Origin of the sequence: Microcystis sp. M_OC_Ca_00000000_C217Col (assembly GCF_007095585.1) — a bacterium.
Taxonomy (GTDB): Bacteria; Cyanobacteriota; Cyanobacteriia; order Cyanobacteriales; family Microcystaceae; genus Microcystis; species Microcystis panniformis.
The window spans coordinates 1-19,674 of record NZ_SFBV01000295.1; the positions used below are offsets into that span (position 1 = coordinate 1).

The following is a 19,674-nucleotide window of genomic DNA, read 5'->3' on the forward strand; positions in this document are numbered from 1 at the left end:
TTAACCTGTTTGTGCCTTAAGTCCTTCCCTGTATGGATTTCAGCTACTTTTGAGCGTAGGCGCTCTCATCGAATTTTATTTTAAGTTAATTATTTGCATAACAATTCCCGAAGAGCCTAAATTATCCTGATTATAGATTACTGATGTTCTCGATTCTCTTCCTTTCGGATGACTTGACAAGAAAAATTCTTATTGTACAATTCGGGAAAGAATGTAGTTACTCGAAGGAGTTTCAGTCAAATGATTAATACTCGGTTAAAACCCGTCACTACGGGTCTCATTGGTGCTGTAGGTTTGGGGGTTGCTTTATTAGGGATGCCAGAAGCGGTGAAAGCTGCAACAGTAGTGGCAGGAACAGATTATCTTAGTTCACCTGCAGGCTCTAACTTTGTGACTATTGGTGGACTGGGAACAATCCAATTAAAAGGACTACCCTTTGGTCCTGGTAACACTGATACTACTGTTGAACGGCAAGCTGACTGTGTTTTTAATGCGGGTACTTGTAATATTCCTATTGAGATGACCAATCTCTCTTTAATAAGCATTGACCCGGTAGCTATTAATGGTCAGTTAGTTGATCTGTTTGTTAAGATTGCCCCCGGAAGCAGGTCAACTGGGATAATGACAATCAATCAGGATCATACATTTAGCTCTGTTTTAAACTTAGATTGGCAAGTTCTAGCTGCTCCAGTAGGTAGTGGGATGCAAAATGCTACATGTGTGGCTGAAATTGCTGCATTGCCTGGGTTTGAAGCTGACTGTTCTTTGCTTACCCCAGATCAATTAACGGCTAGTGGAAGTTGGGGATCAACACCTCCTCCTGGTGCTGTAATTGTCAAAGGACCGGTCGGTGATCAAACAGCGAATCTTCATACAAATCTGGGTGCTGATCAGATGGACTTTTTCTTGATAGGTGATGTTGAACACAATCACAGAGACTATGCTGCTAACCATACAGTGAGACAAGCAAAGGTTCCCGAACCTTCAGCTGTATTAGGCTTAATTGCGGTAGGTTTAAGCTCAATAGTCGGATTTAAAGGCAAAAAAGAGCCAAAATAAGCCTTCGATCGCTTCTTTTTTACCAAGAAAAAGCCCCCAATTGGGGGCTGAGGAAGAATGTAGTTACTTCTTGGAGTATAGCAAATCATGTCGAGAATTGGCAAATATAGCTCGATTTTTGTTTATTATCGCGGGAAAAACGCCTAACTGTAGCATTTGGGCAGATTACTTCATAAGTTGCAGTTCAGCTGGCTTGATCGAGATTTCAGGTCAAACTTAAGCCAAATCTCGCCAATCTATCCCTAAATCTTGTAACTTCCGAGCCATCTTTTCTGCCACTTCTTCAGGGGTGGGAACAAGTTTACCTTCAGGGGTAAAAAAGCGTAATTGGCTGTCATGAACCCCTAAAAATAATTCTAACTGTTGACTCCATAACCAGCCCTGTTCATTCGCTGCAATTTCTTCGTATTTTCCTACCATCAACTGAAAACCCTTAAATTCTAAACTATTGGGATCAAACCAAAAATAGTTAGGAGTCCGGAAAGTTTCCTGATAAATTTCTTTCTTGAGACCTCGATCGGTTTCTGCCGTTGAATCAGACAAAATCTCGATGATGACATGGGGATATTTCCCATCTTCTTCCCACACTACCCAACTTTTACGCGGTTTTCTTGCTACTCCCAAAACCACAAAAAAATCAGGACCTCTAAAATATTCTGATTTTCGTTGATTGGGACTGTAATAAATAGTCAGATTACCAGCCACAAAAAAATCATTTCTGTCTTGCCAATACCATTCTAAGCATTTTAGGAGCAGAATCATCTGTTGTAAATGCAAATAGGACTCCATAGGGGGTTCATCACTCAGTAAATCACTTTTGGGAAAGATAATTTCCTTTAACTCATCTTCAACAATAACCATGACAACCACTCAATTATTTAATCTTCCCTATTTTAGCTCTTCAGTAGAGCGTTCTACGGTTTCTTATCAACCTAACCGTTTAGCAGGATTACGACGCTTTGCTATAGCGATTACCTTTCTCAATATTTTAGGTCATACTGTCCTCGGATTTGAACAATCTTGGGCGCAACCTCTGGTGGCTTTAGCAACAGGTTACAGCGTAGAATTATTATTAGAAAGCGTTGATGCCGGGGTAAATGGCTTTAAACCTAGATATTTAGGAAGTATCGGTCAGTTTGTCGATTTTCTGCTTTCTGCCCATATTACCTCATTAGCGATCGCTATGTTACTCTATGCTAATGAGCGTTTATTTCCGATTATGTTTGCAGTAGCGGTGGCTATCGGATCTAAAGCAATTTTTCGGTTACAAGTGGCAGATAAAACCCGTCATTTTCTCAATCCTTCTAATTTTGGTATTAGCGTTACCTTACTCTTATTTCCTTGGATTGGCATCGCGCCGCCCTATCAGTTTACCGAGAATTTAAGCGGTTGGGCAGATTGGATTTTACCCGTCTTAATTGTTTGTACGGGAACGTTTTTAAATGCCCGTTTTACTCGTAAACTGCCTTTAATTGCGGGATGGTTAGGGGCTTTTATCTTACAAGCAATCCTCAGAAGTGCTATCTTTCAGACACCGTTAATCCCCGCCCTATTACCCATGACAGGGGTGGCTTTTGTCCTCTTTACTTTCTATATGGTGACGGATCCGGGAACAACACCAATTAACCCCCGTGAGCAGATAATTTTCGGGGCATCTGTAGCCGTTGCTTATGGCATTTTGATGTCCTTTCACATTGTTTTTGGGATGTTTTTCGGATTGACACTGGTGTGTTGTTTCAGAGGGTTGATATTAGCGGTTGAACCCTTAAAAGCAAAATTACCCCTAGTACAGGCTTCCGGCATTTTATCAACTCCCTAACCAATATATTATGGGGTTTTTGTGGGCAAAGCCCACCCTACAGCTTTTAGCTACAAACTAAGCTAAACGGCGCTTAACCTGCATGATCCAATAGCTATAAACCTTTTGGAGTCTATATCGGTGATCCGAAGTAAAAGCCGTTTAGCTTACAAATGAAAAGGGCGTAAGCCTTACGCTCCTACAGTAACATTCTCCTGGTCACTGACTATGAAAGCTTCTCCTCAAATTGCTATTGTTGGTATGGCTTGTCTTTATCCTGATGCCGATTCTCCACAGGAATTATGGGAAAATGTCCTGTCTCAGCGTCGCGCATTTCGTCGCTTTCCCTCAGAGCGATTATCGTTAAGTGACTACTATTCTCCCGATAAAAGCGCCCCCGATGTCATTTATTCGACTCAAGCTGCCGTTATTGAGGGCTATGAATTCGATCGCATTGCTTATAAAGTGGTGGGAAGTACCTTCCGTTCGGCTGATTTAGCCCACTGGTTAGCGTTAGATATTGCGTCTCAGGCGTTGAATGATGCGGGATTTCCCGGCGGAAAGGGGTTAAATAAAGAAACAACCGGGGTTTTACTGGGAAATACCCTCACAGGCGAGTTATCGCGGGCTAATACCTTAAGATTGCGTTGGCCCTATGTGCGTCATAGGGTAGAAGAACAATTATTAAAACAAGGATTATCGGACAAAGAACGGCAAATTTTCTTAAATGAATTAGAAAATCGCTTTAAAGAACCCTTTGAACCGATTGGAGAGGAATCTTTAGCGGGAAATCTCGCAAATACGATAGCGGGGAGAATTTGTAATTATTTTGACTTAAAAGGGGGTGGATATATCGTCGATGGGGCTTGTAGTTCCTCTTTACTGGCAGTAGCGAATGGTTGTTCGGCTTTAGTCGCTGAAGATTTAGATATCGCTTTAGTCGGGGGTGTGGATATTAGTATGGACCCTTTTGAGTTGGTGGGTTTTGCGAAAACGGGGGCCTTAGCCTCTGGGGAGATGAAAGTGTATGATCAAGGGTCTAATGGGTTTATTCCGGGGGAAGGATGCGGTTTTCTGGTGTTAATGCGTCATGGGGATGCCCTAGCCCAAAATAAACGGATTTATGCTGTTATTCAGGGTTGGGGGATTTCTTCCGATGGCAAAGGTGGAATTACTCGCCCAGAAGTGGAAGGACAGTTATTTGCTTTAAATCGCGCCTATAAACGGGCTGAATTTACGGGGGATACTATAGCTTATTTTGAAGGCCATGGTACGGGAACGGCGGTGGGTGATGGAACCGAATTAGAAGTCTTATCTCGTATTCATCCAGATACGGTAAATAAAGCCGTTATTGGTTCAATTAAAGCGAATATTGGTCATACTAAGGCAGCAGCGGGGATAGCAGGGTTAATTAAAGCGACTATGGCGGTTCATCGTCAAATTTTACCACCAGTGACAGGATGCGATCGCCCTCAGGCTCGGTTAACCGAAGACAAGGCAAGGTTACAGGTATTAAAAGAGGGGCAAATCTGGCCAAATTCCTTACCTTTACGGGCAGGAGTGAGTGCCATGGGTTTTGGGGGCATTAACAGTCATATTATCATCGAGGGATTAAGTCAGATTCGTCGTCACACTTTAACGCCACAGGAACAAAAATTAATCCATTCTCCCCAAGATGCGGAGTTATTCCTATTGAGTGCAAATAGTCAAGAAGACTTACAAGCACAGGTTAATCGGTTATTAAATATTGTTCCTCGCATATCCCAGTCAGAAATGACGGATCTTGCCGTTGAATTAGCGAAAAAGGTCAATCCTCATTTACCCTATCGTCTGGCCATTATTGCATCTTCCCCCGATAGCTTAACCAATCACCTTGTAGGAGCGCAAGCGTTGCGCTCGTTGATCCCCGCCGGTCAAAATTTAGATAATATCTTTACCAATAACGAAAAACAGATCAATAAAATAGGTTTTCTCTTTCCGGGGCAATCCGCACCAGTTTATCTTCATGGGGGACTCTGGGAAAGACGTTTTCCTGTGATTAAACAATTATATAACAAGGCTCAGTTGGCCAAGGGTAAGGATAACACGGTGACGAATATTGCTCAACCGGCGATCGTTACGGCTTGCCTAGGGGGGTTACAACTCCTAGAAAACTTAAATATTAAAGCAGATTTAGCCATAGGACACAGTTTAGGGGAATTATGCGCTTTATTTTGGGCAAATGCCTATGATAAGACTCAATTAATTAATCTAGCTAAAATTCGCGGTCAAGCAATGGCACAACTGGGCCACCCAACAGGTAGAATGGCCAGCATTAACGCCGATGCAGAAACGGTTAAAAGTTTATTAAATGGACGTATCGTTGAGATTGCGGGATTAAATTCACCCTATCAGACAATAATCTCAGGAGAGGAATTAGGGATTAAGGATGTTGTTGAAAAAGCCCAAAATAAAGGTATTAAAACCGTTTATTTGCCTGTCTCCCATGCCTTCCATTCTCCCCTAGTGGCCCGGGCTGTGCAACCCTTAGAAGATTATTTACAAACTTATCCCTTAAATTCCCTGGAAAAAACGGTTATTTCTACCGTAACGGGCGAAAAATTGCCATTAAATACCGACTGGCGCTCGCTTTTGTTAGAACAAATCACCTCACCCGTGCGCTTCATCGATGCAGTCAAGTCAGCAGAGAAAGAGGTTGATTTATTCATTGAAGTGGGTTCTGGTTCCATATTAAGCCGTTTAGTGGCAGATATAACGGATATTCCCGTAATTTCTCTCGATAGCAGCAGTGAGTCTTTACAAGGGTTATTGAAAACGGTTGCAGTGATGTTTGTTAATGGTGTCAAGGTTAACTATCAAGGGTTATTTGAAGATAGATTTAGTCGTCCCTTTAATTTAGACTATCAACCCCATTTTATTGCCAATCCATGTGAGATCAAGGCAAAGGGCAAAAGTCAACAGGCAAAAGTAGAAAATATTGATCTTTTATTGCCTAATCATAGCCAAAAACTCAAACCTGAAACCTCAAACCTGAAACCTCAAACCTCAAAAATTGAAGTTATTCGTCAATTGGTGGCACAAAAAACAGAATTACCCCTAGAAACCATTGAAAATCATCATCGCTTGTTGGCGGATCTGCACCTTAATTCTATCAGTGTCAGTCAATTAGTGATCGAAGCAGCGCGTCAGTTAGACTTATCTCCTCCCCATTCACCGACAGATTATGCGAATGCAACTATTCAGGATCTAGCAGCAGCTTTAGAAGAATTAGGCAAAAATAATCCCCAAATTCCTCAAGAATCAATCCCTATGGGTGTTGATAATTGGGTGCGTGCGTTTACGGTTGAATTAATCGAAAAACCGTTAATTAAATCAGATAAAAAGCAAATAAATCGAGAAAAAGCAGGAAATTGGCATATTATCGCCCATGCTGATCATCCTTTATTACCTAACTTATCTGTTTTACAACCCACCTTAAAGCATGAGCAGAAAAAAGGGATCATTATTTGTTTAAAACCCTATCCTGATGAATCAGAAATCGATTTGCTTTTAAAAGGGGCAAAATTATCTATAAAAGAGAAAAAACCCTTGATTTTGATTCAACAAGGAGGAGGATATGCGTCCTTTGCGAGAACTTTTTATCTAGAAAATCGTCAAATTCCTACCTGTGTGATTGATATTCCTTTTCATCATCCCAATGCAGTTAATATCATTCTCTCAGAAATCACTGCAACCGATAGCTATACAGAAGTTTATTATGATGAAAACGGAAAACGGTTTGTTCGTCAATTAAACTTGTTAGGGTTAGAAAAAGATACCGATAACCCTAAGCAGAAAAAAGCCCTAAAAAGTTCAAATAAAAGCAAAATCAAGGAGCTTCTTTTGGTGACGGGAGGAGGGAGAGGTATTGCCTCAGAATGTGCCTTATCCTTAGCTAAAGAAAGTAAAGCCACCTTAGCGATTTTAGGACGTTCTCAACCTGAAGATAACCGAGAATTAGCCGAAAATTTAGCAAGAATGAAGTCTGCAAACATCCAAGTCCATTATTATTCTTGTGATGTCAGTGATGCTGAGTCAGTTCAGCAAACTATCGCCGAAATTAAGACAAATTTAGGAGAAATTACGGGAATTTTACACGGTGCGGGGGTTAATACACCGAAATTAATTCAACATCTCGAACCAGAAGATTTTATAGCAACTTTAGCTCCAAAAGTCAAGGGTTTGCAACATATCTTAACGGAAATTAACCCCGATTCTCTCAACTATTTAATCACCTTCGGTTCAATTATTGCCGAGACTGGATTGAAAGGAGAAGCAGACTATGGGTTAGCCAATGAATGGTTAGGGAATATTGTAGCGGAATTTAGTCGAAAATACCCTAATTGTCGCTGTTTAAACCTAGAATGGTCGGTTTGGTCCGGTATTGGCATGGGAGAACGTTTAGGAACAGTTGAAAAGCTAAGAAATGAAGGTATTACCCCTATTTCTCCCGATATTGGCATTAAATACTTACATTTACTTTTAAATCAATCCCTACCCACTGCCTCTGTTATCATCGCCGGGCGTTTTGGTGAACCTCCGACTTTAAGCTTAAAACCGCAAGAATTATCTTTTTTACGCTTTTTAGAGACAAAGAAAGTTCATTACACGGGAATTGAACTGATTACTGAAGCAGAATTATCCTTAGACAATGATCCTTATTTACAAGATCATGTTTATCAAGGAGAATACATTTTCCCCGGTGTCTTGGGGTTAGAAGCGATCGCGCAGGTGGCCACTGCATTACTCCCCACCTTAGCAAGGAAGGAGGATCAAACCCTTAACAAGGGGGAAAACCAAGATCCCCCTTCCGTCCCCCTTAACAAGGGGGAAACTGGAGGATTAAGGTTTGAATCGGTTAAATTTAACCGTCCGATCGTGGTTTCTGCCGATAAACCATTAAAGATACAAATTGCTACCTTAATCACCGATTCTGGAAAGGTTAAGGCCGTTATTCGCTGTGCCAATACAGGGTTTAGTATCGATCATTTTGAAGCCATCATCAGCCATTCTTCTGTGGGGGCGCCAGACTGTCGCCCATTGATCCCCCCTGTCCCCCTTAAAGAAGGAAAAAATAACCCTCAAATTAACCCAGATACGGACTTATATGGTCATTTATTGTTCCATAAAGCAAGATTTCAACGAATTAAGGGTTATTCTCATCTCAAAGCAACCGAATGTATTGCAGAAATTAACATTGAGCCAAAAACTGCTTGGTTTAGTCGTTATTTACCTCAATCCCTGATTTTAGGCGATGCAGGGGCAAGAGATGCCGTTATCCATGCTTTACAAGCTTGTGTTCCCCATGCCACTATTTTACCCACTGGCATAGAACGCTTAACGGTATATTCTGTCAATTTAGGCGAAAATCAGTTTGTTTCAGCCAAAGAAAGACTGCATCAAGGAGATACCTTTGTCTATGATCTTGAGGTATTCAATAACGATGGCAATCTCTTAGAAGTGTGGCAAGGATTGGAATTAAAGGTGATTAAACACAGAAATCCTCAAGATCCCTGGATTCCAGCCCTTTTACCCTGTTATTTAGAACGAAAGATCAAGGAGATGATGCCTAATGTCGATTTAACTTTAATTCTCGATCGGGATGCAACGGTAGAAAGACGAGTCAGAAGCGATCGCAGTTTAGGGATGTTAACCTCATCCCCTAGTGTAATTCAGCGTCGGGGGGATGGCAAGCCCGAATTAAGCGATAACGAGACGGTTTCGGTATCTCATGCCGAAGATTTAACCCTTGTGCTTAAGGGTGCGTCAGGATGCGATCTGGAACCGATTATCCCCCGTGATGTGCAGATGTGGCGCGATTTATTGGGGGAAAATTCCTTTAATTTAGCGGAGGTAATTAGTCAAGAGAATCATGAGGATTTTAATATGGCAGCGACTCGCATTTGGTCTGCTAAAGAAAGTATTAAGAAAGCGGGTTTGAGTCTCGATATCCCGTTAACTTTATCGTCTTTCTCTCAACAATTAACCCCTTTATCCCCTATTTTGTGGTTATCTTCAGGAAAGGATTTAATCATCACTTTACCTGTTTCTTTCCGAGAAATCAAGACAGCTTTCATCTTGGCAATATTTGTCCAAACAGTTCAGAAAAAATCGGACTTACTTCAGACAGAACCAGCAAAGGTTTTCTGATAAAACTTATCCAGTTTTACCCTTTTTTAAACCACAGGAGAACCAAATCATGACCACAGTTCGACAAATTCCCAACCAAAGAAACCCTATTCAACCGATTTCAAATATCATCCGTTCTTTCGTTTATGCGATGAATGGACGCTGGCATAAATTGGGGATGCAAATCTTTATGATAGTGACTATTGCCCACATCTCAGAACATATTATTCAAGCTTATCAATTGTGGGGTTTAGGATGGCCGAGACCGGAGTGTTTAGGGTTATTAGGACTCTGGAAACCTTGGTTAATGCGCTCGGAATGGCTACACTATGGACACGCTCTTTTTATGTTATTAGGGTTAGCTATTTTTCGTCCTTCTTTTCATGGAAAAGCTCGTATTTGGTGGGATTTGGCCTTAGGATTACAATTCTATCATCATTTTGAACACGCTTTACTCTTAGGACAAGCTGTTATTGGTCAAAACTTATGGGATTCTCGCGTTCCTATTAGTATCGGACAAATTTGGTTTCCTCGGTTAGAACTGCATCTTTTCTATAACTTAATGGTTCTAATTCCCATGATGATTGCCATGTATTATCATCGTTTTCCACCTATGAATGAGGGGAGATTAGTTTAAATTTGAGTCAAAGTCAAAGAAAGTATTAGGAAAATGGGGGTAAATGAGTATTTACCCTATTCCTCTAGTTAATTGTGCTGAAAAGTTGTCTCTAGTCCTTAAAAAAGGCATGATTGCTCTCCTCCTCGTATTAATTAAGATAAAGAGTCATTAACTAGCTGTTGAAATTCCTCCAATGAATTAATAGTAATACTGGGAACAAAAAGACTCTCTAAGACAGACACATCCTCAATTTGGTTAATCGTTTCAATCAGGGAATTAGGAATCTCCCCAAAACGACTTTGTAAAGCTAAAATAATATACTTTTGGCTAGTTAATTTAGCTCCTGATTTAGCTCCTTCTTCGAGAGCCATTTCTTCTATGGTGCTTAAAAAAGGCATGATTGCTCTCCTCCTCGTATTAATTAAGATAAAGAGTCATTAACTAACTGTTGAAATTCCTCCAATGAATTAATAGTAATACTGGGAACAAAAAGACTCTCTAAGACAGACACATCCTCAATTTGGTTAATCGTTTCAATTAGGGAATTAGGAATCTCCCCAAAACGACTTTGTAAAGCCAAAATGATATGTTTTTGGTTAGTTAATTTAGCTCCTGATTTAGCTCCTTCTTCGAGAGCCATTTCTTCTATGGTGCTTAAAAAAGGCATTTTGTTTTCCTCCTCGTATTGACTGAGTTTTGTTTTAAAGTTAAGTTGAAGTTGCGGGGGTAAGGTCATCATTTTATCAATGAATTTCCCTAGATTGATAATCTCAAACTTGGTTAATCCCCTTTGATATAAACCTCTGACTAAGTTCCACTTCCATTGTTCACGCTCCCTGAGATTATTAGTCGTAGCCTTAGTTTTTAGGTGTGCCATGACTATTATAGCCCAAATATTCTCACTTTGTTCTAAGTCTTCCCATTGATAATCCAATAATTTGACCATTAAAAAATCGACTCTCACTTGACTTCCCCCTAACCCATATTGATAAAAATCCGGTCGCCAAGACCTACTTTCATCCCCTAAAATAGCTAAACTAATAACGGGTTTATGGTACAAATCAAAGGCTCGATAATTATAAATAAACATTCGTTGAGGGAATTTTAGATCATATTGACTTTGGACTTCAATATGAATTAAAAGCCAGATTTCCTGATTATCTAATAACCAAACTTTCAATAATTTATCAGCATAGCGTTGCTCAGTTTCCGCAGCTGCCGTAATTTTTTCTAATTCTTTATCAAGGGAAATAGGGGTTTGATTCCAGTCAATTTCTTGATAAATATTGGGATAAAAGAAGCTTAAGAACTCTGCCAAATAAGTGCTAATCGCTTCTTTCCATGTTTTGTCGTAATTAGCTGTCACCTCAGCCATGCCTTTCCCGCCTAATTGCTATATAATAAATAATATCCTAATCTTTCAAAAACAATGGACAATTCTAACCCTACTCCTATCCCCTGCGAAAATAGTGATACTTCTTCCTTAGGACTTTTTGCTATTGGTGGACTGGGATTAACCCAACTTAGCAAAAAACGTTAATAAACTTAACCTAGGGTGGGTTCTGCTCACCCTATTTCCTTAAGGGATGGCTATAATCAAAACATGACCAAACTTGGTAAACTGAACAAAAAATTTCTCTCGAAACTGCCAGAAGTTCATTAATTATATCAACAATTTTTGTATAATAAAGGTTATTTTAATATGCGTTGGGTTTCATGCTTCAACCCAACCTACGTTCTGCCAGAAGTTCATTAATTATATCAACAATTTTTGTATAATAAAGGTTATTCTAATAGTGATCGCTGAAAAATTACCTAATTCTTCAAATGACTAACCTAGAAAATATTAAAACTTGCTTGAAAAAGCAAGATTCCTATTTAAAGAAACAGTACCATATTCAAGCACTAGGAATCTTTGGCTCTTATGTTAGGGGAGAAGCAACACCAGACAGCGACCTTGATATATTAGTTGAATTTGAATCAGGCTATCACTTTGGTTTATTGACCTTTTGTCGCCTAGAAAACTATCTTAGTGATTTGTTAGGCGTTCAAGTTGATTTAGTCATGAAAGATAGTCTTAAACCGAAAATTGGCGAGCAAATTCTCTCAGAGGTTATTTATTTATGATTGAGCGATATAGTGAAGATTATTTAAGAGATATGGAAGAAGCAATTGGTTTAGCAATTGAATTCACAGAGGGAATGGATTTTGATGATTTTTGTCAAGATAAAAAGACGATTTTTGCCGTTACCAGAGCCATTCAAATTATCGGTGAAGCTGTTAAGAAAATTCCTGAGAATATTAGACAACAACATCCTCAAGTTCCTTGGAAAGATATCGCTAAAATGAGAGATAAAGTAACTCATCAATATTTTTCTGTTAAATTAGACGTGGTTTGGGATACTGTTAAGCAAGATTTACCTTTTCTTCATTCATTAGTGACTAGGATTTTGGCAAATAATACAGACTGGAATACAAAGTCAAAATAAAATAATTAATTGACTTTTTGAGCTACTTCTGCTAAACAATCAAAGTGACGACCATATTTAACAATAATCGTCATCGATCCTCGATAATCAATTAACCCTGTCATTACCGCTTTAACTGCACCAATTTCTTGATTAACGAATCGTTCCCAATTCTCTCTAGTCGCTGAAAAAATCGGTAAAGATTCATCCATTTCCTCAATCAGTTCTAAACTAACAATCTGACCCTGATCATCCCATTCTGAACAAACAGAAACCCCCTGACGATCACTAAACCAAAGAATTACTTTTCCCAATTTAGCGAACTTTTTACCTAAGTTTTCTTGTTCGTTCCATGTGGTTTGATAGACAGACCACCATTCTTGAGAAAAACGAGTTAACGGTTGATTCATGAGTTATAATCAGAAAATAAAAAACTTGTCTTTAGTTTATCATTATCAGGATAACCTATGATCATCTTAAAATTCCTACTATAACTCAGGGTAAGCGCATCTTAACAATCCTTGACAAAATGAACTTTATATGGTTTGCCTACCCAGAGCGCGGTTCAGACATATTGGAGTAGAATTTGTCATCGCAGTTGAGATCATAACTATTCTGATTGACTGGTATGATTGCAAATGTGTAGAGGACAAGCAGCTGACAAAATTGGTCAATTGTCAATAGCGTTCTTTTAAAACCGTTGTTAATCTCGAAAAAATTGCTAAATAATCATGATGAAAGCCTACGAATATCATCACATTGTCAGTTTTCAAGAAACCAATTTAGTTGGTAATGTTTATTATGCCAATTATGTGCAATGGCAAGGTCGTTGTCGGGAAATGTTTCTCAAAGATAATGCCCCAGATATTATCACAGAATTATCCCAAGGATTGGCTTTAGTAACGGTTCGAGTATCCTGTGAGTATCTGTCCGAATTATTTGCCTTTGATCATGTTATTATTCGGATGCGTTTAGGAGAGATTAAACAAAACCGAATTACCATGTTATTTGAATATTGGCGAGTGACTGATGAAGGTGAAGAATTAGTGGCAAAAGGAGAACAACAAACGGCCTGTATGCGACGAGAGGATAGTGAAACCAGACCCACTCCAATTCCTGCTCAACTGCAATTAGCTTTAGAGAACTATCACATCCCAATCTAAAGGATAACCCGAGGAATGTGAGATAAAAATAACCGATAAAAAATGACTCTCCTAAACTGGTTATAGCCAATTAGTGGTTTAAATGAGCTTAACCCGAAACTTCCGCCGCTTTCATTTATCCCGGTATGAGCCGACTCTTGTTGAGGCGGCTGGCCTAGATGACTACGCTACCCCTAACCCTTTTCAAACATCCTCTAAAAAATATCGGCAGGATCGGCGTATTGGAGCTTATTAATAGCCGTGGCTCCAGCAATCAAGGACATGAGCAAGGTTAAGCCAAAGACGAATATTGCTCTAGTAGGGGTCATTTCAATGGGAAGTAAGGTGTATTTTTGGGTAAAATAATACTGAATCATCCCTAATAAAAAGCCAGGAATATAACCCAATACTGCAATAATCAGAGCTTGCTGAAAGACAAGCCAGAGAAGATAACGATTGTGATATCCCATTGCTTTTAGAGTTGCATATTCTGCTAAGTGTTCTGCAACATTGGTATAAAGAATTTGATAAACCACCACAATCCCGACCACTAATCCTAAAAATACCCCCAAATTAAAAATAAAACCAATAGCTGTACTGGTTGCCCAATAATTTTTTTCAAAGTTAATCAACTCTTGCTTGCTTAATATTTTGACATCTTTCGGCAAATATTTCTTTAACTTTTTGAGTAAGGATTGCTGATCAATATCTGGTTGAAACTTAATTAAGCCAATATCAATGAACCGAGATGAACGATTCTGAAATATTCTTAAAAAGTTAGAGTAGCTCATTAGTAAGTTACCATCTGAACCAAAAGATGTCCCTAATTCAAAGAGACCAACCACTTCTATTTTTCGATTATTACCAGAATTTCCCACCTCAGTAATAATAGTTTTACCCTTCTGGAAATCTTCAGCAATATTTCCAAACTCCCTACGAGAATTTTGGTCAAATAAGGTGGTATATTTTATCTTTAATTTTTGCCAATTTTCTTTGATTCCCACAGCCTTAAATGCTTGATATCTTAAGTCAATTCCAATTACAAAAATATTACGCCAATAGTTTTTTGTATCGGGATTTTTCCATTGAGCATAGCCTACATAGATTGGACTGACTAATTCCACTTCATTAAAGGATAAGACTTGTAATAGTCTTCGCTCACTAAAACTTTCCATGGCAATTAAGGATGTAGAACGGGGACTAATCAGGAAAGCATCACCTTCTAAACTATTATGTAAATGAACAGCACTCTCAAATAAAGCATCTCGAATTCCCAACTGCATAAAAATAATCACAGTGGAAAAAATAATACCAGACAGCGCAACAATTAAACGAGTTTTTTTATGAGCTAATTGTAACCAAGCAGTGGGAATATTCATCTTATGAATGAGTTATTTAGTTAGGGTGAATGATCACATTAACCTTTAAGTTAGTTAACCGATTAACTTTAGCACTAGAGCGATGATCTAAGCTAATTTTTACCTCGACGACTCTAGCATCTGTATCGACAACAGGATCGGTTCCTAAAACATCTTGTCGTCCCACTTTCCAACCTATTTCTTCCACAGTTCCCTCTAAATCTCCGAGCAGTTTATCGGTTTTTATCGTTACAGATTGACCTAATTTAACTCGACTAATATCGGTTTCATACACTTCTGCTTTCACATACATTTTTTGGATGTTTCCCAAATCTAAAATCCCTTCATTTTTCACTAATTCTCCAGGAAAAGTATGAATTTTTAAAATTCTTCCTGCATGGGGCGCACGCACATAGGATAATTCTAATTCCGCCTGAGCGCGTTCTACATTAGCCTTAGCTGTCATTACTTCATCTTGAGCAATTTGAAGATCAACAGGACGAATTTCCGTAACTGCACTTAACATAGCTTGGTTTTCTTGAATTTGTTGTTCTAAAGTATTAAGAGTTCGTTGTAGATTGGCTCTGGCTTCCTGAATTTTTTGTTCTAAGGTAGTCGTAATGCGTTGCAAGTTAGCCTCAGCTTCTTGGAGTCTTTTTTGTGTAGTTGTCGCCTCTAAACAAAATCGCTCTTTTTCCCCTTGAGAAACTGCACCATTACGGTATAAAGATTGATAACGTTGACAATCTGTGAGAGAATTATTCAATTCTGCTTTAATTCTTTCAACGGTAGCTTTTTGTCCTAGTTTTTCCCCTTCAAGTTCCGATTCCAAACTAGAGATCGCTGCTTTTTGCCTCATTATTTGTCCCTCTAATTCCGCTTTGCTTTGACGCATACGGGAATCTTGAGCCATAATTTCGCCTTTTTTTGCCCCTTCTCTCACTTTTTCGAGTTTAGATGCTGCTAAATCCAGATTTGCTTGAGCTTGTTTCAGGGATGCTCGCAAACGGGCATTATTATCTAAAATAGCCAAAATTTCGCCTTTTTCAACTGTTTCTCCCTGTTTTACCAGTATTTTATCTACTCTACTTCCTTCCAAAAAGGCAGTAGCTGATATTTGAGTAATTCCACCTTGAGGTTCAAGATAACCAAGGGCAGCAACAGCTTCGGGAGTATCAGGAGAAACCATCGGGGAAATCGATAACTGGGAAGCTTTCAAGGATGATTCTGGTCTAAAATAGAAGATAATAACGGTTGTTCCCAAGCTAAATCCCATAAAAGCTCCTAAAAGACCCCAAAACCAATATTTTAAAGAATAGGAATTTTGAAGGCGAAAGTTAGCCATGGTTGTTAACAGGGATAAGGATTCATCAAATAAACTTTGTTTAAGGTAACATGAGGTCATATCTTCGGCCTCCCATCAAGGGTTGTCAACTTTGTCAACTTTTTTTAACAATGGCATCTAATTTCTCAGGCACACCCTTCGAGCATCCTGCTGTCAATTTTGATCACAAATTTTCTCCTAGGCAGGTAAATCGTTTTCCACAACGATTGTTGCTCCTTTCACCCCAAGCGGCAACCTTTAATCAGCGCGGATTCATCTGTGATACGCAAAGCGGCGGCCTGGCTGTTCAGCCTCAAAAACAGATATATTTGGAAACGATCGGGCAAACTTTTATCTATGGCTATAATGCAGCAATTATGGCTCATTCTCTCACGGACTTGTTTCCTCTTCTTGAAGGTGTCACGCTCAATTTGAGAGGATTTGCTTATGAAGGGGCAGCGATGGCTTTATCTTTGCTAGATTGTTTAACCCTGGGTAAGCGCAATCGCTTTGAGCATTTTTTAGCAAACGAGGGGAAAAAGCATATTTACATGGCCTATGTAGGGAAAGGATGGCAATTAGCCCGTATTCCTTTTTCTTTGCGCTTTTATCTCCAAAAATTAGAACATTCTGCCCAAAATTTTCCAGATTCCCTATTAGGTTGGTTAGCCCTTGACGGCTATGGATTTCATCAAGGATACTTTGCCTGGCCTAAGTATATCCGAGAGAGAAAGTCTCCTCAAGAATTATCGGGTTATGCGCGTCTTGTCTTTGCCCAAGGGTTAGGGCGCAGTCTTTGGTTTGTGAAAGGGGCAAATATTCCCGAAATTGCCGATCAGATCCAAAAATTCGACCCGCTGCTTCAACCCCATTTATGGAGTGGGATCGGCTTGGCTTGCACTTACGCGGGGGGAGTGTCTCCCGAAGAAATTCAACATTTAAAACAGCTGGCTGAACCTTATAGAGCAGAATTAGCCCAGGGAGCAGCTTTTGCGGCAAAAGCACGTTTACTAGCCGAAAACTGCCAGGAAAATACCGAAATAGCCTGTCAAATTTTGTGTGGAATGGCTATTACTGAAACAGCCAAGATCACTGATGATACCCTCATCGGCTTAGATTACCACGACCAAATCCCTGCCTATGAACAATGGCGACAAGCCATCCAAAGTCATTTTCGTACTTAATCCCCTAAACTGTCTTAAGCTTAGATTGAATGTAGTTACTTCTTTGAAACCATGAATCGTTTGGAAAAATTCATCCGACGCCATAGCAAGTCTATCTTGGCATTGGGGCTAATTTTAGTCTTATTCTCTGTTTCCCGTCTCCCTGCCCTATCAATGGCCGCAAGAGATGCGATCGCTTCTCGCTTTGCCTTTACTCGTTTTCCCTTACCTGAATTAGAAAATCAACCCTATCAAGTAGAAAGACCGACAAATCCCAGTTTAAGCCGTCATTCGGGCTGGATTTCGGCAGTTGGGGCGGCAGTTGCCCTGGGGGATCTCGATGGAGATGGCTTGGATAATGATCTCTGTCATGTAGAAACCCAAAGTAATCAGGTGATTATCTCCCCTGTTCCGAGTACGGGCAATCGTTATCAGCCCTTCACCCTGAATGTCACCGATTTTGACTATAACGACCAAACCATGGCCCCGATGGGATGTATTCCTAGTGATCTCAATGAGGATGGACTCAGGGATCTATTGGTGTATTATTGGGGACGAACACCGATCGCTTTTATCAAGCAAGATCAAGGTTATCTTCAGCAGCAAATCAGCCAAAAAAGGGAAAAATGGTACACCAATGCGGCAACCTTCTCGGATTTAGATGGGGACGGACACCCAGACTTAATCATTGGCAATTACTTCCCAGATAATGCCGAGATTTTGGATGTCAATTCCCAGAAAATCGAGAAAATGCAAGATTCGATGACCCGTGCTTATAATGGCGGTAAAAATCGAGTTTTCTTGTGGTCCGATGCCTCTACCACTGGAGTGACTTATCAAGAAGTCCAAGATGCTTTTGAGGAGAAAATTGCTCATGGTTGGACATTGGCCGTCGGAACAGCCGATTTAGACGGGGATTTATTGCCAGAGATTTATTTTGCCAATGATTTCGGATCCGATCGCCTCTTACATAATCGTTCTACTAGAGGACATCTCCAATTTGCCTTACTGGAAGGGCAAAAAGGGTTAACGACACCTAATTCTAAGGTACTGGGCCATGATAGCTTTAAGGGAATGGGGGTGGATTTCGGGGATATTAACCATGATGGACTCCTAGACATCTATGTGAGTAATATTGCTTCGGAATACGCCCTAGAGGAAAGTCATTTTCTCTTTACCAGTACGGGAGAAACGGAGAAAATGTCCCGAGGAATCGCCCCTTATGTCGATAAAAGCGAACCCCTGGGAGTCTCTCGTAGTGGCTGGAGTTGGGAAACAAAATTCGGCGATTTTGATAATGATGGGGAGTTAGAAGCGTTGCAAGCCACAGGATTTCGTAAAGGTGGCATCAATCGTTGGCCGGAATTACATGAGTTAGCCATGAGTAATGATCAAGTCCTGAAAATCCCCAATAGTTGGTTTCATTTCCAAGATGGAGACGATTTAAGTGGTCATCAACATAATCCCTTTTTTGTGCGGGGTAAAGATGGACGTTACTATGATTTGGCATCGCAATTAAGCTTAGATGATCCCTCTGTCACCAGAGGAATTGCCACCGCCGATGTGGATGGAGATGGGGATTTAGACTTTGTAGTGGCAAATCAGTGGGAAACCTCTTATTTTTATCGCAATGATAGTCCAAATATCGGTCAATGTCTGGAATTAGAGCTTTTAAACCCTGCGCTCTCCCCTAATCCCTCTTCAGAAAAAGGGAAAATGGGTATCCCCGCAATTGGGGCAGCGGTTAAGGTGTCTCTACCTGATGGCAGTCAGCTGGTGGCGCAGGTAGATGGGGGCAATGGTCATTCTGGTGTGAGAAGTCCAGTATTACACTTTGGTTTAGGCAAAATTGACCCTAATACCGCTTTACCCGTTGACATTCAATGGCGTAACCACAAGGGAGAAATTAAGCAAACCCAGTTGTTATTAACATCGGGTAAACAGACAATTTTGCTAGAGCAATCGGTTTAAAATCATTCTGTAAAGGGCGTAAGGTTTGCGCCCTTTATCGTTAGGTATGACGGGGACTGACCTCCCGACCCTTATTTAGCTCCGTCCGCCGCCTGGCAGTCGATGGACGTTAAGTTAAAATGCTTGTGGATTCGGTCTGACGGGGGCATAATTTTCGGATTATGTCTAGTTAAGTAGGGAGGCACAATTATTTGTAGGATGGGTTAGCGGTAGCGTAACATAATCGGGCGTTGGGTTTCATGCTTCAACCCAACCTACGTTCATCTTATATTTAATTCCACCCACCCAAATCTCCCATTATAGTCTATCTCAATGGAGCGAGAGGACTCCCGTTAAACCGCGTAGCGGTTAACGGGAGATGAATCACGACCAGAATGAAACTAACGCAGTAGCGTTTCCACTTTCGGGGAGTTTTGGTTCTCGACGTAAGTAGGGAGGCACAATTATTTGTAGGATGGGTTAGCGGTAGCGTAACCCATGCAGGCGTTGGGTTTCATGCTTCAACCCAACCTTGTATCTTGAGAAGTAGGCAACCCGTCCCAACCTAGGTAAAAAATACCGCTTTGTAGCTTGGGTGCCTATATTCTGAAAAAGGGCGTGGACA

General features: G+C 40.2%; 15 protein-coding genes. 9 read left to right on the forward strand and 6 right to left on the reverse strand.

The window, feature by feature from the left end:
• The first annotated feature begins 240 nt into the window (after nucleotides 1-240).
• A complete protein-coding gene (locus EWV66_RS18890) occupies nucleotides 241-1,059 on the forward strand; it encodes a hypothetical protein (protein ID WP_052276155.1) in 819 nt (272 codons plus the stop codon).
• Between the two features lie 216 nt (nucleotides 1,060-1,275).
• On the opposite strand, the gene EWV66_RS18895 is transcribed toward EWV66_RS18890, so the two are convergent.
• Nucleotides 1,276-1,920, reverse strand: a complete 645-nt coding sequence (locus EWV66_RS18895; protein ID WP_052276156.1) for a Uma2 family endonuclease — start codon at nucleotides 1,918-1,920, stop codon at nucleotides 1,276-1,278.
• Here EWV66_RS18895 and EWV66_RS18900 point away from each other — a divergent pair.
• The 3 genes from EWV66_RS18900 (at nucleotide 1,919) to EWV66_RS18910 (ending at nucleotide 9,662) form a co-directional block, all read left to right on the forward strand.
• Nucleotides 1,919-2,878, forward strand: a complete 960-nt coding sequence (locus tag EWV66_RS18900; protein ID WP_052276157.1) for an enediyne biosynthesis protein UnbU — start codon at nucleotides 1,919-1,921, stop codon at nucleotides 2,876-2,878. The two genes, EWV66_RS18895 and EWV66_RS18900, sit on opposite strands and share 2 nt — an antisense overlap.
• 207 nt (nucleotides 2,879-3,085) lie before the next feature.
• On the forward strand, nucleotides 3,086-9,046 hold the full coding sequence (locus tag EWV66_RS18905) for a type I polyketide synthase (RefSeq protein WP_287107512.1): 5,961 nt from the start codon (nucleotides 3,086-3,088) through the stop codon (nucleotides 9,044-9,046).
• Between the two features lie 49 nt (nucleotides 9,047-9,095).
• Complete coding sequence (locus EWV66_RS18910; RefSeq protein WP_052276159.1) at nucleotides 9,096-9,662, forward strand: hypothetical protein; 567 nt, start codon at nucleotides 9,096-9,098, stop codon at nucleotides 9,660-9,662.
• A 134-nt stretch (nucleotides 9,663-9,796) separates the two neighbouring features.
• Here the strand turns inward: EWV66_RS18910 and EWV66_RS18915 are convergent, their stop codons facing one another.
• Together EWV66_RS18915 and EWV66_RS18920 are read right to left on the reverse strand one after the other, a co-directional pair.
• A complete protein-coding gene (locus EWV66_RS18915; RefSeq protein WP_052276160.1) occupies nucleotides 9,797-10,042 on the reverse strand; it encodes a hypothetical protein in 246 nt (81 codons plus the stop codon).
• Nucleotides 10,043-10,065: 23 nt separating this feature from the next.
• Complete coding sequence (locus EWV66_RS18920) at nucleotides 10,066-11,019, reverse strand: RpnC/YadD family protein (protein WP_052276161.1); 954 nt, start codon at nucleotides 11,017-11,019, stop codon at nucleotides 10,066-10,068.
• A 452-nt stretch (nucleotides 11,020-11,471) separates the two neighbouring features.
• Here EWV66_RS18920 and EWV66_RS18925 point away from each other — a divergent pair, with 452 nt between their 5' ends.
• Both EWV66_RS18925 and EWV66_RS18930 read left to right on the forward strand, forming a co-directional pair.
• Entirely contained in the window at nucleotides 11,472-11,771 is a 300-nt protein-coding gene (locus EWV66_RS18925; protein ID WP_002787344.1) for a nucleotidyltransferase family protein, read from the forward strand.
• A complete protein-coding gene (locus EWV66_RS18930; RefSeq protein WP_002787346.1) occupies nucleotides 11,768-12,133 on the forward strand; it encodes a HepT-like ribonuclease domain-containing protein in 366 nt (121 codons plus the stop codon). The genes EWV66_RS18925 and EWV66_RS18930 overlap by 4 nt, the downstream gene beginning before the upstream one ends.
• A 5-nt stretch (nucleotides 12,134-12,138) precedes the next feature.
• Here the strand turns inward: EWV66_RS18930 and EWV66_RS18935 are convergent, their stop codons facing one another.
• On the reverse strand, nucleotides 12,139-12,522 hold the full coding sequence (locus EWV66_RS18935; RefSeq protein WP_052276162.1) for a hypothetical protein: 384 nt from the start codon (nucleotides 12,520-12,522) through the stop codon (nucleotides 12,139-12,141).
• A gap of 321 nt (nucleotides 12,523-12,843) precedes the next feature.
• Between EWV66_RS18935 and EWV66_RS18940 the strand changes: the two genes are divergently transcribed.
• Nucleotides 12,844-13,275: an acyl-CoA thioesterase gene (locus EWV66_RS18940; RefSeq protein WP_170863911.1), complete on the forward strand. Its 432-nt coding sequence runs from the start codon at nucleotides 12,844-12,846 to the stop codon at nucleotides 13,273-13,275.
• A gap of 194 nt (nucleotides 13,276-13,469) precedes the next feature.
• On the opposite strand, the gene devC is transcribed toward EWV66_RS18940, so the two are convergent.
• Together devC and EWV66_RS18950 are read right to left on the reverse strand one after the other, a co-directional pair.
• Nucleotides 13,470-14,633 (reverse strand): ABC transporter permease DevC, encoded by a 1,164-nt coding sequence (devC, locus tag EWV66_RS18945; protein ID WP_052276164.1) that lies wholly within the window; start codon nucleotides 14,631-14,633, stop codon nucleotides 13,470-13,472.
• Between the two features lie 16 nt (nucleotides 14,634-14,649).
• On the reverse strand, nucleotides 14,650-16,017 hold the full coding sequence (locus tag EWV66_RS18950) for an ABC exporter membrane fusion protein (protein ID WP_052276165.1): 1,368 nt from the start codon (nucleotides 16,015-16,017) through the stop codon (nucleotides 14,650-14,652).
• Between the two features lie 50 nt (nucleotides 16,018-16,067).
• On the opposite strand from EWV66_RS18950, the gene EWV66_RS18955 reads away from it, so the two are divergent.
• Together EWV66_RS18955 and EWV66_RS18960 are read left to right on the forward strand one after the other, a co-directional pair.
• Nucleotides 16,068-17,120: a DUF1702 family protein gene (locus EWV66_RS18955; RefSeq protein ID WP_052278408.1), complete on the forward strand. Its 1,053-nt coding sequence runs from the start codon at nucleotides 16,068-16,070 to the stop codon at nucleotides 17,118-17,120.
• Between the two features lie 51 nt (nucleotides 17,121-17,171).
• A complete protein-coding gene (locus EWV66_RS18960) occupies nucleotides 17,172-19,070 on the forward strand; it encodes a CRTAC1 family protein (protein WP_287107514.1) in 1,899 nt (632 codons plus the stop codon).
• Nucleotides 19,071-19,674 lie beyond the last annotated feature (604 nt).

Bases quoted from the DNA above. Each gene is read 5' to 3' on its own strand.
- EWV66_RS18920 (WP_052276161.1), bottom strand. From the start codon at position 11,019: ATGGCTGAGGTGACAGCTAATTACGACAAAACATGGAAAGAAGCGATT.
- EWV66_RS18910 (WP_052276159.1), top strand. From the start codon at position 9,096: ATGACCACAGTTCGACAAATTCCCAACCAAAGAAACCCTATTCAACCG.
- EWV66_RS18890 (WP_052276155.1), top strand. From the start codon at position 241: ATGATTAATACTCGGTTAAAACCCGTCACTACGGGTCTCATTGGTGCT.
- EWV66_RS18895 (WP_052276156.1), bottom strand. From the start codon at position 1,920: ATGGTTATTGTTGAAGATGAGTTAAAGGAAATTATCTTTCCCAAAAGT.
- EWV66_RS18915 (WP_052276160.1), bottom strand. From the start codon at position 10,042: ATGCCTTTTTTAAGCACCATAGAAGAAATGGCTCTCGAAGAAGGAGCT.
- EWV66_RS18950 (WP_052276165.1), bottom strand. From the start codon at position 16,017: ATGACCTCATGTTACCTTAAACAAAGTTTATTTGATGAATCCTTATCC.
- EWV66_RS18955 (WP_052278408.1), top strand. From the start codon at position 16,068: ATGGCATCTAATTTCTCAGGCACACCCTTCGAGCATCCTGCTGTCAAT.
- EWV66_RS18935 (WP_052276162.1), bottom strand. From the start codon at position 12,522: ATGAATCAACCGTTAACTCGTTTTTCTCAAGAATGGTGGTCTGTCTAT.
- EWV66_RS18925 (WP_002787344.1), top strand. From the start codon at position 11,472: ATGACTAACCTAGAAAATATTAAAACTTGCTTGAAAAAGCAAGATTCC.
- EWV66_RS18900 (WP_052276157.1), top strand. From the start codon at position 1,919: ATGACAACCACTCAATTATTTAATCTTCCCTATTTTAGCTCTTCAGTA.
- EWV66_RS18930 (WP_002787346.1), top strand. From the start codon at position 11,768: ATGATTGAGCGATATAGTGAAGATTATTTAAGAGATATGGAAGAAGCA.
- EWV66_RS18960 (WP_287107514.1), top strand. From the start codon at position 17,172: ATGAATCGTTTGGAAAAATTCATCCGACGCCATAGCAAGTCTATCTTG.
- devC (WP_052276164.1), bottom strand. From the start codon at position 14,633: ATGAATATTCCCACTGCTTGGTTACAATTAGCTCATAAAAAAACTCGT.
- EWV66_RS18940 (WP_170863911.1), top strand. From the start codon at position 12,844: ATGATGAAAGCCTACGAATATCATCACATTGTCAGTTTTCAAGAAACC.
- EWV66_RS18905 (WP_287107512.1), top strand. From the start codon at position 3,086: ATGAAAGCTTCTCCTCAAATTGCTATTGTTGGTATGGCTTGTCTTTAT.